The following is an 11,336-nucleotide window of genomic DNA, read 5'->3' on the forward strand; positions in this document are numbered from 1 at the left end:
ACCCACCCACCGGTGGTTTCGACCGGCTCGACCACCGCCCCGTCTCCGCGGCCCGTACGATCGAACGCATGCCCGTCGCGTCGTACCTCGCCGCGGCGACCCCGCCGCGGCTCGCGGTCGGCGGCATCACGGTCGCGATCCCGGTGCTCGCGGTCGAGCAGACGGGGGATGTCGCGCTCGGCGGCCTCCTCGCCGCCGCCACGCTCGGGCCGAGCATCGTCGCCGCGCCGTTCGCCGGGGCGATGCTCGACCGCAGCCGCCGGCCCGGCGCACTCATCGCCGCGGCCGGGCTCCTGATGGCGGCCTCGTTCGCCGTCGCCGCGTTCCTCGGGCCGGTGCCGGCGTGGATCGTCGCGATCGTGCTCCTCGCGGGCGGCGCCGCGACGCCCTTCGTCATGGGCGGCATCTCGAGCTTCGTCACCGAGAGCATCCCCGACGAGCGTCGCGCGTACGCGATCGACGCGCTCGCCTACAACCTGGGCTCGGTGATCGGCCCGGCCGTCGTGGCCGCCGCCGCCGCGCTCGGGTCGGCTCGGATCGCGACGCTCCTCATGGCGGCGAGCGCGGTCGTCGGCGCGATCGGCACCGTGCCGCTGCGACTGCGCCCCGCCGGCGGCCCGGCACGTGCGTCGATGTGGCGGACGATGGGGCGGGGCATCCGCCACATCGCGCTCCACCGGCCGCTCGCGGTCATCACGACGAGCGGCACCGTCAGCCAGTTCGGGGCCGGTGGCCTCGCGATCGCCGCGGTCGCCCTGTCGATGCAGCGCACCGGCGATGCGAGCCAGGGCGCGCTCGTCGTGACGGCGTTCGCGATCGGCGGCCTGCTCGGCGCGCTCTGGAACTCGGGCCACCGCAGCCGGCTGCGCCCCGAGGCGACCATGGGCCTCGGCTTCGCCGCGACCGGCGTGCTCACCGTCGTCGCCGCCGTCGACCTCGGCCTGTGGTGGACGGTCGTCGCGATCGGCGCCTCCGGCTTGTTCACCGCCCCGAGCGCGGCGGCGCTGCTGCTCATCCGCAAGCAGCAGAGCCCGCCGGCGCTGCGCTCGCAGGTGTTCACCGTCGGCGCCGGGCTCCGCGCCGCGGCCGCTGCCGCCGGTGCCGCGGTCGCGGGCCTCGCGTCGGGCATCGGCGCGGGTCCCCTGCTCGTGGTCATCGGCGTGATCTGGATCGGCTCCGGCGCCATGCTCCTCGCCTACCCGCGCGACGCCCCGCCCATCGACGGCCCCGCGGCGCCGGTGCCGCCGCCGGTCGAGTAGGGAGCGAAGCGACCGTATCGGGACCCCCGCTCGCGCGGATGAGGAGGAATTCGCCGACACGCGGGACCGGGGCATCCGACACGCCGAGCGCTCCGGAATTCCTCCTCATCGGCGAAGGGGACACGGAGCGCACAGGTGTCGATACGCGCGCTGCGCGCCCTACTCGACCGCCGGCAGCGCACCCGTCAGATGCCGAGCTGCAGCTCCGCGATCGTCACCGGCAGGCCGGTCTCGAGCGACCGGTTGCCCGCGATGCCGACCGACACCGCCTTCACGCCGTCGGCGTAGCCGGCGACGCGGTCGAGCGGCTCGTCGACGGCCACCCGGTTGAAGACGTGGTCGAGCAGGTACGCGTCGCCGCCGCCGTGGCTGCCGATGCCCTCTGGGATCTCGACCTCCTGCGCCGACTCCCAGTGCCGCTGCACGACGAGCCGCTCGCCGTCGGGACGGAGCAGGTCGACCTGCGAGGCATCCGGATGCATCGACGGGTCGACGACGACCCGGCCGTCCTCGCCGATCAGCACCGCCCCGCGCTCGACGACCTCGAGCTCGGCGCGGCCCTCGGTGCCGTTGACCGTGACGCGGTAGCCCTCCCAGGGCGCATGCGCGTTCAGCGAGTAGCTCATCGTCGCGCCGGAGTCGTAGTCGACGAGGGCGGCGAGGTTGTCCTCGATGGTGATGCCCGGGTCGAACACGTCGCGGTCGCGCAGGTAGCCGTCGTGGTGCTCCTGGTCGAGGTAGAGCTCCTTCAGGCGCGCGTCGGCCGCGAGGTCGAGGGCGAAGGGGTCGCCGGATGCCCCGGTCCCGCGTCCGGGGCGCTCGCCGAGGCCGCGCGCTGCGGCGTTCTCGGCGCCGTAGAACCGGAGGCCGCCGCTCGCGAACACGCGCACCGGGGTCGCCTGGATCCACCAGTTCACGAGGTCGAAGTGGTGCGACGCCTTGTGGATGAAGAGGCCGCCCGAGTTGGCCTTGTCGCGATGCCAGCGGCGGAAGTAGTCGGCGCCGTGCACGGTGTCGAGGGCCCACTCGAAGTGGACGCTCGTGACCTTGCCGATCCGGCCGTCGGCGATGACGCGGCGGAGGGTCGCGTTGCGCGGGCTGTAGCGGTAGTTGAACGTCGTGATGACGTCGCGGCCGGTCTCGGCGATGGCCGCGCCGATGCGCCGAACGCTCTCGGCGTCGATCGTGAGCGGCTTCTCGACGACGACGTCGGCGCCCGCGCGGAGCGATCGCACGATGTAGTCGGCGTGGGTGAAGTCGGGGGTCGTGATGACGACGCGGTCGATGCGCTCGTCGACGATCATGCGCTCGAGGTCGTCGGGCGCGTAGCGCTTCGGCACGGGGTACCCGGCGACGACGACCTCGCGCTCGTAGACGTCGAGGCGGCCGGGGTTCGCGTCGCTCCAGGCGACGAGCTCGGCCAGGTCGGGCACGTGCTCGGCACCGAGCACGGTGCCCGTCATCGCGCCGAGGTACATGCCGGCGCGACTGCCGGTGCCGATGAGTGCGTAGCGTTCGCGGGCCAAGGCGTCCTCCGTGACGTGTGACGTGGGGTCGGGTGGGAGAAAGCGCTTCCTCGCGACATCCCGGCCGAATCGGCGACCTGCCGCACGACGTTGGGAAAGCGCTATCTCGTGCCGCTACCATTCTTGCACGCCTCGGGCCGTGGCGGGCAACCCGCCCGCATCGGCCCGCGGTAGCATTCAGGCGCCCGCGCCCCGGCGGGCGCAGGCCCCGTCCCCGGCGGGCCCCCAGCGGGAGGAACCATGACCGACAGCACGCGCCACAGCCCGGCCACGCTCCACGACGTGGCCCGCGAGGCGGGGGTGTCGCTCGCCACGGCCTCGCGCTCGCTCAACGGCTCGACCCGCAAGGTCAACGAGGAGTACCGCAAGCGCGTGCTCGAGGCCGCCGCACGCCTCGACTACTCCCCCAACCTGTCGGCCCAGGCCGTCGCCCGCGGCACCACCACGACCGTGGCGCTGCTCGTGGCCGACATCGCCGACCCTTACTTCTCCTCGATGGCCTCCGGCGTCGTCGCCGAGGCCGACCACGAGCACCTCATCGTCACGATGGCCGCCACCGAGCGAGACCCCGAGCGGGAGCTCGAGCTCGTCCGCGCGCTCCGCGGCCAGCGCCCCCGCGCGATGATCCTCGCCGGCTCCCGCCGCACCGACGACCCGACCGGCGGAGCCCTCGCCGAGGAGCTCGCGGCGTACGAGCGCGCCGGCGGACGCGTCGTGCTGATCAGCCGCAACGAGTTCGACTTCCGCACCGTGCTCCTCGACAACCGCGCCGGCGCCGCCGCGCTCGCGACCGCCCTCGCCGGACTCGGCTACCGCCGGTTCGCCGTCGTCACCGGCGCCGAGGGCCTCCGCACCGCGGGCGACCGCCTCGACGGGTTCCGCGAGGGGCTCGCCGCCGCCGGGATCGAGCTCGCCGAGCGCGACGTCGTCCGCGTCGAGTTCACCCGCGACGGCGGCTACGACGGCACCCGCGCGCTCATCGACCGCGGGCTCGACGGCATCGAGGTCGTCTTCGCGGCGAACGACGTCATGGCGGTCGGCGCGCTCTCGGCGATCCGCGACGCCGGCCTCGAGCCCGGTGTCGACCTCGCCGTCGCCGGCTTCGACGACATCACGACCGTGCGCGACGTCACGCCGCCGCTGACCACGGTGCGCGTCCCGCTCGAGGAGCTCGGACGGCGCGCGCTGCGCCTCGCGCTCGACGACGCGGATGCCCCGGGCGAGCCGGTGAGCACCGAGGTCGTGCTGCGCGCCTCGACGCCGGGGCCGCGCTCGGCCTGACGCCGCGGCCGGCCTACCGCCGGCGAACGCCGGCGCATCCTGCGAACGTGCCCGCCCCAGCCCTGAAGGCCGGGCCGCACGCACGCACGCACGCAATTCAGGAGATTCGACCGCATCCCATCCCCTGGGCCGGCATGGCGTCGAATCTCCTGAGCCAGCGCGCCTCACGGGACGCTCGGCCCTCCCCACCACCGGGGTGTTGCGCGAGCGCGCCACCTGTGGCACACTCGGGTAAACGCTTTCCCGCAGCGGCGCGGCGGCCTCGGCCTCCGACCCGCTCCCGGCTCGAACAGGAACGATCCCGTGGCAGAGAACACCACCCGCACCCTCGGCATCATCATGAACGGCGTGTCCGGTCGGATGGGCTACCGCCAGCACCTCGTGCGCTCGATCCTCGCGATCCGCGAGCAGGGCGGCGTGCTCCTCGCCGACGGCGAGACCCGCGTCCAGGTCGAGCCGATCCTCGTCGGCCGCAGCGAGAAGAAGCTCGCCGACCTCGCCGCCAAGCACGGCATCGAGCACTGGACGACGAACCTCGACGAGGCCCTCGCCGACCCGCGCTGGGAGGTCTACGCCGACTTCCTCGTGACCAAGGCCCGCGCCGCCGCCATCAAGAAGGCGATCGCCGCCGGCAAGGCGATCTACACCGAGAAGCCGACCGCCGAGAGCTTCGAGGAGGCCCTCGAGCTCGCCCGCCTCGCCCTGGAGGCCGGCATCAAGAACGGCGTCGTGCACGACAAGCTCTACCTGCCCGGCTTCCAGAAGCTCCGCCGCCTCATCGACTCCGGCTTCTTCGGCCGCATCCTCTCGGTGCGCGGCGAGTTCGGCTACTGGGTGTTCGAGGGCGACTGGCAGCCCGCCCAGCGCCCCAGCTGGAACTACCGCGCCGAGGACGGCGGCGGCATCATCGTCGACATGTTCCCGCACTGGAACTACCTGCTCGAGAACCTCTTCGGCCGCGTCGAGTCGGTCTACGCGAAGGCCGCGACCCACATCCCGAGCCGCGTCGACGAGCGCGGCGACGAGTACGTCGCCACCGCCGACGACGCCGCGTACGGCATCTTCGAGCTCGAGGGCGGCGTCGTCGCCCAGCTCAACTCGAGCTGGACGGTGCGCGTGAACCGCGACGAGCTCGTCGAGTTCCAGGTCGACGGCACGCACGGCTCGGCCGTGGTGGGCCTGTTCGGCTGCAAGATCCAGCCGCGCAACGCGACCCCGAAGCCGGTCTGGAACCCCGACCTGGCCGACGCGCATGACTACGACGCCGACTGGATCGAGGTGCCGACGAACGACGTGTTCGAGAACGGCTTCAAGACCCAGTGGGAGGAGTTCATCCGCCACGTCGTCGAGGACGCGCCGAACCACTACGACTTCCTCGCCGGCGCCCGCGGCGTGCTCGTCGCCGAGGAGGGCCTGCGCTCGTCGGCCGAGGGCCGTCGCATCGACATCCCCGTCGTCACGCTCGAGGGCACGTCGGACGCCTCGCCCGCGGACGCCTCGGGCACGCCGGCCGAGGCATCCGACGCCGAGGCATCCGCCTCCGAGCTGGCCGGAGCCCGCTGACCATGACCGACCTCACCCTCCTCGACCGCGACGGCGGCCTCACGGCCGTGCCGCTCGCCGAGGCGCCGGCGTTCCAGAAGCCGCGGCAGCCGCTGCGGAGCCGCGTCGCGTACGCCGCGGCGCACGTGGTGCCGAAGACGCACGCCGACAACACGCCGGGCGAGCCCGCGGAGATCGACTGGGACGCCACGCTCGCCTTCCGCCACCACGTCTGGTCGTGGGGACTCGGCGTGGCCGACGCCATGGACACCGCGCAGCGCAACATGGGCCTCGACGCCCGGGCGACGCGCGAGCTGATCACCCGCAGCGCCGCCGAGGCGAACGCGGTCGGCGGCAAGCTCGTCGTCGGCGTGAACACCGACCACCTCGAGGCCGAGCAGGTCTCGCTCGACGAGGTCATCGACGCCTACAAGGAGCAGCTGCACCACACGGAGGACGCGGGCGCCGGCGCCGTGCTCATGGCGAGCCGCCACCTGGCGCGTGCCGCGCGCACCGCCGACGACTACCGCCGCGTGTACCGCGAGGTGCTCGCCGCGGCCGGCGCCCCGGTGGTGCTGCACTGGCTCGGCACCGCGTTCGACCCGCAGCTCGCGGGCTACTTCGGCTCCGACGACTGGTCGGTCGCGTCGCAGACGCTGCTGCAGGTGATCGAGTACAACCGCGACAAGGTGCAGGGCGTGAAGATGAGCCTGCTCGACGCCGACGCCGAGATCTCGGTGCGCGAGCGCCTGCCCGAGTCGGCGCGCATGTTCACGGGCGACGACTTCCACTACGTGGGCCTCATCGCCGGTGACGAGCGCGGCCACTCCGACGCGCTCCTCGGGGCGTTCGCCGCGCTGGCGCCGAACGCGTCGGCCGCGATCCAGGCCCTCGACGCCGACGACGAGGCGGCGTACCACCGCATCCTCGGCCCGACCGAGGCGCTCTCGCAGCAGGTGTTCGCCGCGCCGACGTACTACTACAAGACCGGCGTCGCCTTCCTGTCGTGGCTGAACGGCCACCAGTCGGCGTTCCAGATGATCGGCGGCCTGCACGCCGCCCGCAGCCTGCCGCACCTGTCGCGCATCGTCGAGCTCGCGAACGCGTCGGGCTCGCTCGAGCGGCCCGAGCTCGCGGCGGCGCGCTGGCACTCGATGCTCACGCTGAACGGCGTCGACGTGCACGCGGCGGTCGCCGCGCCCGCGGTCGAGACGGTCGGCGTGCCCGCCGAGGAGGTGCTCGCGTGAGCAACGGCGCAGCGGGCGCCGGCGCCGCGACCTCCGGCGCCGCGTGGGATGCCTCGGCCGGCGCGCACCCGCGCCTGTCGATGAACCAGGCGACGATCAAGTACGCGAACCTCGACGAGGCGCTGCACTCGGTCGCCGCCGGCGGGTACGAGGCGATCGGCCTGTGGCGCGAGCCCGTGCAGGAGGTCGGCCTCGCCGAGTCGGCGCGCCGGCTCCGCGACAGCGGACTGCGCTTCACGACGCTCTGTCGCGGCGGGTTCTTCACGATGCCCGAGGGTCCCGAGCGCCGGGCCGCGATCGACGACAACCGCCGGGCGATCGAGGAGACCGCGACGCTCGCCGCGGCCGGCGCCCCCGGCTCGACGGCGGTGTACGTGCTCGTCGCGGGCGGCCTGCCCGAGGGGTCGCGCGACGTCGTCGACGCCCGCGCGCGGGTGGCCGACGCCCTCGCCGAGCTCGCCCCCGAGGCCCAGGCCGCCGGAGTGACGCTCGCGATCGAGCCGCTGCACCCGATGTTCGCGTCCGACCGCTGCGTGGTCACCACGCTCAAGCAGGCCCTCGACCTGGCCGAGCCGTTCGCGCCCGAGGTCGTGGGCGTCACGGTCGACACGTTCCACATCTGGTGGGATCCGGAGGTGCTGCCGCAGATCGCGCGGGCCGGGGCATCCGGCCGCATCGCGACCTACCAGGTGTGCGACTGGAAGACGCCGCTGCCGGCGAACGTGCTGAACAGCCGGCACTACCCGGGCGACGGCGTGATCGACTTCGCGACGCTCACCGCCGCGGTCGAGGCGACCGGCTACGCCGGCGACGTCGAGGTCGAGATCTTCAACGACGACATCTGGAACGCGCCCTACGACGAGGTCGTCGCCCGCACCGCCGAGACGTTCGGCGCGGCGGTCGGCCCGCACCTCGCGCTGCCGGTCCGCACCGCCTGACGGCGCGCGGCACCGCCCGCGCTCACGCCGCACCCGCCGCCGGGTCTCGCGCTGCACGCGCGAGCACCCGGCGGCGGCGTTCCATGCCCGCGTAGAACACGGCGTACGCGACGGCCGACCCGGCGATCAGCGCCGCGAACGCCCACGCGGCCGGCCGGGTCCACTCGAGGTCGCCGGCGCGCGCGGCGACCGAGACCAGCATGGCGGCGAGGCTCGCGAGCTGCGCCTGGAACGTCCAACGGAACGACGACCAGCGCCGGTCACGCAGCAGCTGCAGGTTCACGACCCCGGGCAGCGTCAGCACCGCGCCAAGGACCTTCGCGGTGAGCGGGGTGAGGCTCCACCCCCACGCCTCGCTGAGCGCCGACGGCACCGGCGACAGGAACAGCGCGAGCCCGGCGACCGCGGCCAGGCCGCCCGCGACCGCGAGCCAGGTCGCCCAGACCCGCGGCACCTCGGCGTCGTCCGGCTCGGGCGTCCGCGGGTCGCGCAGGCGGTTCACGAGCAGCACCGCGAGCACGGCGAACGGCGTGACGGCGTAGAGCACCGACCAGGTGACGAACGACACGTGCCACGGGTGGAAGCGGTCGGCGTGCAGCAGCGTGGCGATGCCGAGCAGCCCCGCGAACACGACGACGGCCGGGAATCCCGGGTGCACGCGGTGCCATCGCGTCTCGAGCACGGTCCACGAGAAGAACCAGATGCCGCCGAGGTACGCCGACCCGAGCAGCATGGCGCTGAGCGGCGGCCGGATGGTCCAGGCGAACGTCGTCGCGGTCGTGCCGGGCAGGAGCAGCAGCAGGAATGCGGCCGCGGCGAGGAAGGGGATCACGACCGCGGCGAGGATGCGGGTCGCGGGCAGCAGCCGGTCATCGCGGGGCGGGCGCTCCCGACGGGCGGCCACGTCAGCCGCCGAGCGCGAAGGACACGGCGTCGGCGACCGGCAGCGCGCGCCCGCGGCCGCGGGCGGCCTCGAAGGTGAGCGCGTCGGGCCCGTCGAGGAGCCGGTCGACGAACGGGGTGGTGACGATGAAGGGCTGCATGTTGTAGAGGCCGGTGCGTTCGCGCAGCACCTCGGATGCCCCGAACAGCAGCCCGGCGCGCTCGGCCTCGCCGTCCGCCGCGGCGACGGCGGTGAGCCCTTCCAGCCCGTAGGCGATGCCCTCGTCGTGGGCGAGCCGGCACGACAGGTCGAGGTTCTGCCCGAACCTGGTGCGGGCCTCGTCGGGCTGGCCGAGCAGGAGCCGCACCCAGCCGATGTGGTACTGCGCGATCGACTCGGCGTGCCGGTCGCCGCGCCGCTTGGCGATGTCGAGGCTCGAGGCGAACCGGTCGAGCGCCGAGTCGAGCCGGCCGAGCAGCAGCTCGACACGGCCGATGGTGATGAGCGCGAAGCCCTCGCCCCAGCTGTCGCCCTGCTCGCGCATGCTGGCGAGCGCGCGCTCGAGCGACTCCTGCGCCCCGACCGGGTCGGGCGGCACGACCGCGCCGAGTTGCGCGAGCCCGAGCGAGATGTAGGCGAGGCCCTCGCCGGAGAGGTCGCCGGCCCGGCGGAAGCCCTCCGCGCTCCGCCGCAGGTCGGGCAGGAGCGTCTCGTCGGGCCGCTGCCAGAACGCGACGGCGCGGGTGAAGTAGAGCGCGGTCGCGAGGGTGAGGTCGTCGAGCTCCTCCCCGAGTCGAGCACTTCGGCCATCCACGCGCGCGCCTCGCCGAGGTGCCCGCCGACCCACCAGTAGAGGAACAGCGTCCAGCAGAAGTGCGCGGCGGCCGTCCACTGCCGGGTGTCGAGCAGGTGCCGCATGACCGCGCGCAGGTTGTCGGCGTCGTCCGAGAGGCGCTGCACCCAGGTGAGCTGCGAGGCGCCCTCGAGGGCGAACTCGGCCTCCTCGCCGAGGGCGAGGTACCAAGCGGCGTAGCGGTCGTGCACCGCGCGGGCGTCGGGCAGCTGCTCGAGGTGCTCGTGGGCGACCTCGCGCACGGCGCCGAGCAGGTTGTAGACGGCCCGCTCGCCGCGCTCCTCCTGCCGCACGATGCTCGCGTCGACGAGGGCCTCGAGGTCGGCGATCACCTCGCCGTTGCTGCTCGCGGCGATCGCCTCGGCGGCCTCGAGCGAGAAGGGGCCGGCGAACACGCCGAGCCGGGCGAACAGGCCCTGCGCGCGCTCGGGCACGAGCTGCACGCTCCACTCGATCGCGCCGCGCATGGTGCGGTGCCGTTCGGGCAGGTCGCGCGAGCCGTCGGTGAGCAGCGGCAGGCGCCGGTGGAGCCGTTCGAGCAGCTCGGCCGGCGGCAGCACGCGGGCACGCGCGGCGGCCAGCTCGATCGCGAGCGGCACGCCGTCGAGGGCCACGCACACCCGGGCGACGTCGACGGCGTTCTCGGCGGTGAGCTCGAAGTCGGGCTTCACGGCCCGCACGCGGTCGACGAAGAGCCGCACCGACGCGGCCTGCAGCTCGCCGGGCCGGTCGACGATGCGCGCGGGATCGGGCAGGGGCAGCGGCCCGAGCTCGACGCCGTGCTCGCCCGAGACGCGCAGCAGGCTCCGGCTGGTGACGAGCACCGAGACCTCGGGCAGCTCCTCGAGGAGGTCGCGGAGCACCGTGCCCGCGCCGACGACCTGCTCGAAGTTGTCGACGAGCAGGAGCATCCGCCGCCCGCGCAGTGCGATGCGCACCTTGTCTGCGAGGCTGCCGTCGCCGGAGTCGTGGAGGCCCACGGCGGCGGCGATCGCGGCGGGCACGCGCTCGGGGTCGGACACGGCCGCGAGGTCGACGAACGCGATGCCGTCGGGGAAGTCGTCGTGCACCGCGACGGCGACGACGAGCCCGAGGAGGCTCTTGCCGATGCCCGCCGGGCCGGTGACGGTGACGAACCGGGCGGCGCCGCGCAGCAGGCCGACGACGGCGGCGAACTCGCGCTCCCGGCCGATCATCTCCGACAGGGGCACGGGCGGCGGCGTGATGTGCCCGCCCTCGACGGCGACCACGGGGGCGCCGCCCTCCTGGTCGGCACCGCGGTCGAAGCGTTCGGCGAGGAGGGTCGCGAGGTCGCCGCGGACGAGCTCGGCGAGCTCCTCCTCGTCGGAGAAGTAGACGTAGGCGGCGCCGTCGTCGTCGCGGATCCGGCCCAGGAGCTCGGTGAGCCGCGGTTCGCGGTCGGGCACGTCCTTGACGTACACGAGCTTCGGCATGTCGCGCCGTGCGAGGCGCCACTCGTCCTCGAGGCCGGAGATCTCCTCCCCGGGGCGACCCAGCCGTAGCGCTCGGCGTAGAGGCCGACGAAGATGTCGCTCTGCTCGAGGTAGGCGCGGTACAGCTCGCGGGGCGGGTGGGGGCGCGCGCCGAGCTCGAACATGACGGGAGCGAGCCGCAGCTCCTCGATCGCACGCCGGACCGCGCGCCGTTCGGGCGCCAGCTCCTTCAGGGTGGAGCTCACGAACACGCGCAGGCGCTGGTCGGGGGTCCGGATGGCTCCCCGCGCAGGGTTCATGAGGAAAAGTCTGTTCCCGCGGCGGGTCGCCTGTAAATACGCCGAAGCGGATGT

The 11,336-nt window shown here is 74.0% G+C and carries 9 protein-coding genes and 1 pseudogene; 6 read left to right on the forward strand and 4 right to left on the reverse strand.

Annotation, left to right across the window (positions count from 1 at the left end; genetic code table 11):
* Nucleotides 1-68: 68 nt before the first annotated feature.
* Complete coding sequence (locus ACGGZK_RS17930; RefSeq protein WP_395243980.1) at nt 69-1,259, forward strand: MFS transporter; 1,191 nt, start codon at nt 69-71, stop codon at nt 1,257-1,259.
* Nucleotides 1,260-1,444: 185 nt separating this feature from the next.
* On the opposite strand, the gene ACGGZK_RS17935 is transcribed toward ACGGZK_RS17930, so the two are convergent.
* The gene (locus tag ACGGZK_RS17935) at nt 1,445-2,785 is read right to left on the reverse strand and encodes a Gfo/Idh/MocA family protein (protein WP_395243981.1); all 1,341 of its coding nucleotides are present in this window, start codon (nt 2,783-2,785) and stop codon (nt 1,445-1,447) included.
* 240 nt (nt 2,786-3,025) lie between these two features.
* On the opposite strand from ACGGZK_RS17935, the gene ACGGZK_RS17940 reads away from it, so the two are divergent.
* The 4 genes from ACGGZK_RS17940 (at nt 3,026) to ACGGZK_RS17955 (ending at nt 7,793) form a co-directional block, all read left to right on the forward strand.
* Nucleotides 3,026-4,066, forward strand: coding sequence for a LacI family DNA-binding transcriptional regulator (locus tag ACGGZK_RS17940; RefSeq protein ID WP_395243982.1), 1,041 nt, complete (start codon nt 3,026-3,028; stop codon nt 4,064-4,066).
* 339 nt (nt 4,067-4,405) lie between these two features.
* Entirely contained in the window at nt 4,406-5,629 is a 1,224-nt protein-coding gene (locus ACGGZK_RS17945) for a Gfo/Idh/MocA family protein (protein ID WP_395246119.1), read from the forward strand.
* A 2-nt stretch (nt 5,630-5,631) separates the two neighbouring features.
* Nucleotides 5,632-6,855, forward strand: a complete 1,224-nt coding sequence (locus tag ACGGZK_RS17950) for a dihydrodipicolinate synthase family protein (protein WP_395243983.1) — start codon at nt 5,632-5,634, stop codon at nt 6,853-6,855.
* Between the two features lie 80 nt (nt 6,856-6,935).
* Nucleotides 6,936-7,793: a sugar phosphate isomerase/epimerase family protein gene (locus ACGGZK_RS17955; RefSeq protein WP_395246120.1), complete on the forward strand. Its 858-nt coding sequence runs from the start codon at nt 6,936-6,938 to the stop codon at nt 7,791-7,793.
* 22 nt (nt 7,794-7,815) lie between these two features.
* On the opposite strand, the gene ACGGZK_RS17960 is transcribed toward ACGGZK_RS17955, so the two are convergent.
* Both ACGGZK_RS17960 and ACGGZK_RS17965 read right to left on the reverse strand, forming a co-directional pair.
* Nucleotides 7,816-8,697, reverse strand: coding sequence for a hypothetical protein (locus ACGGZK_RS17960; RefSeq protein WP_395243984.1), 882 nt, complete (start codon nt 8,695-8,697; stop codon nt 7,816-7,818).
* 1 nt (nt 8,698) lies between these two features.
* Entirely contained in the window at nt 8,699-9,490 is a 792-nt protein-coding gene (locus ACGGZK_RS17965) for a tetratricopeptide repeat protein (protein ID WP_395243985.1), read from the reverse strand.
* Nucleotides 9,491-9,507: 17 nt separating this feature from the next.
* Here ACGGZK_RS17965 and ACGGZK_RS17970 point away from each other — a divergent pair, with 17 nt between their 5' ends.
* Entirely contained in the window at nt 9,508-11,052 is a 1,545-nt protein-coding gene (locus ACGGZK_RS17970; protein WP_395243986.1) for a hypothetical protein, read from the forward strand.
* 23 nt (nt 11,053-11,075) lie between these two features.
* Here ACGGZK_RS17970 and ACGGZK_RS17975 read toward each other — a convergent pair.
* Nucleotides 11,076-11,282, reverse strand: a pseudogene (locus ACGGZK_RS17975) (DUF4062 domain-containing protein); the annotation flags it as partial.
* Nucleotides 11,283-11,336 lie beyond the last annotated feature (54 nt).

The sequence above is a fragment of the Agromyces sp. MMS24-K17 genome, assembly GCF_043950245.1.
Taxonomy (GTDB): domain Bacteria; phylum Actinomycetota; class Actinomycetes; order Actinomycetales; family Microbacteriaceae; genus Agromyces.